Here is a 1,236-nt window from a genome sequence, read left to right as displayed (position 1 = left end):
GAAGCCACAGATTTCAATGGCGAGGGCGACAACGCCGCTGCGGCTTCGTTGAAGGCGGCTCTCGCCTTCCTCGGCTTCGATGTCGGCGCGGCCAATGTGGACGAGGCGGCCATCGGCAAGGCGATTTCGGAGCGTCTTGCGCTGATCGCGGCGAAGAACTGGGCCGAAGCCGACCGCGTGCGCGACGAGCTTCTGGCGAAGGGCGTGCAGCTCAAGGACGGCAAGGACCCCGCCACGGGCCAGCGCGTGACGACCTGGGAGATCAAGCGGTGAGGCGACTTGGGCGATGGGCGAAAACGCCGGCGACGGCCGATCTCCCCCGCAAGGGGGGAGATTAGCCCTTGCGATCGGTTTCGCTAATCTCCGGCGCAGGACGGCCTGATCATGGGGCACGACCGCGTTCCATCTCGCCAACGCCAGAACGCCAAATCGATGCGGCGCGCGATGACCGATGCTGAGCTGAAGCTCTGGAACGAGTTGCGTGCCCACCGTTTGATGGGGATGAGCTTTCGGCGGCAGGTGCCGATCGGACCTTATATCGTTGACTTCGCGTGTTCGGCCCATCGCCTCATCGTCGAGGTCGACGGTAGCCAGCATGGCGACGCGGAACACGCGCGGCGTGACGAGGAAAGAAGCGCTTACCTGGATGCCAGCGGCTGGACCATCCTGCGCTTCTGGAACGACGACGTGATCCGCGATATCGACAATGTCTGCCAGCATATCGCCATCGCTGCCGGTCTGGCCGATGCCGTGCCATCAAGGGAGCTCGTTTCATGATCGATCATCTCGGTTTCACCGTTGCCGATTTCGGGGCTTCGAAGACATTCTATGACAAGGCGATGGCGCCGCTTGGCGCGTCGCTGCTCTACATGGTGCCGGAGCAATACACCGGTGGCGTCAAGGTTGGCGGTTACGGTCGCGACCGCCCGGTGTTCTGGCTGCACGAGGGCAAGGACAAACCGAAGGACCGTCAGCACGTCGCCTTCACCGCGCGCAGCCGCGCCGAGGTCGACGCTTTCCATGCGGCCGCCCTCGCGGCCGGCGGCAAGGACAATGGCGGCCCGGGACTGCGCCCGCATTACCATCTGAATTACTACGGCGCCTTTGTCTTCGATCCCGACGGCAACAACGTCGAGGCCGTCTGCCATGATGCGGAGTGATCGGCCATGAGCCTCGACAACCGGCCGGTCTACACGGGTGGCTGCCAGTGCGGCGCGGTGCGTTTCCGCGTCGAGG

Annotated in this window: 2 protein-coding genes and 2 pseudogenes; all 4 read left to right on the top strand. The window is 64.4% G+C overall.

Annotation, left to right across the window (positions count from 1 at the left end):
- A pseudogene (locus J0I79_RS33965) lies at positions 1 to 273 on the top strand (cysteine--tRNA ligase); the annotation flags it as partial.
- A 111-nt stretch (positions 274 to 384) separates the two neighbouring features.
- A complete protein-coding gene (locus tag J0I79_RS33960) occupies positions 385 to 777 on the top strand; it encodes an endonuclease domain-containing protein (protein WP_292577404.1) in 393 nt (130 codons plus the stop codon).
- A complete protein-coding gene (locus J0I79_RS33955) occupies positions 774 to 1,160 on the top strand; it encodes a VOC family protein (RefSeq protein ID WP_292577402.1) in 387 nt (128 codons plus the stop codon). Before J0I79_RS33960 ends, J0I79_RS33955 begins: the two co-directional genes overlap by 4 nt.
- A gap of 6 nt (positions 1,161 to 1,166) precedes the next feature.
- A pseudogene (locus tag J0I79_RS33950) lies at positions 1,167 to 1,236 on the top strand (GFA family protein); the annotation flags it as partial.

The organism is Mesorhizobium sp. (assembly GCF_017306585.1).
GTDB lineage: Bacteria > Pseudomonadota > Alphaproteobacteria > Rhizobiales > Rhizobiaceae > Mesorhizobium.
The sequence above is the reverse complement of the archived record's forward strand: the minus strand, read 5'-3'. Positions and strand labels throughout refer to the sequence as shown.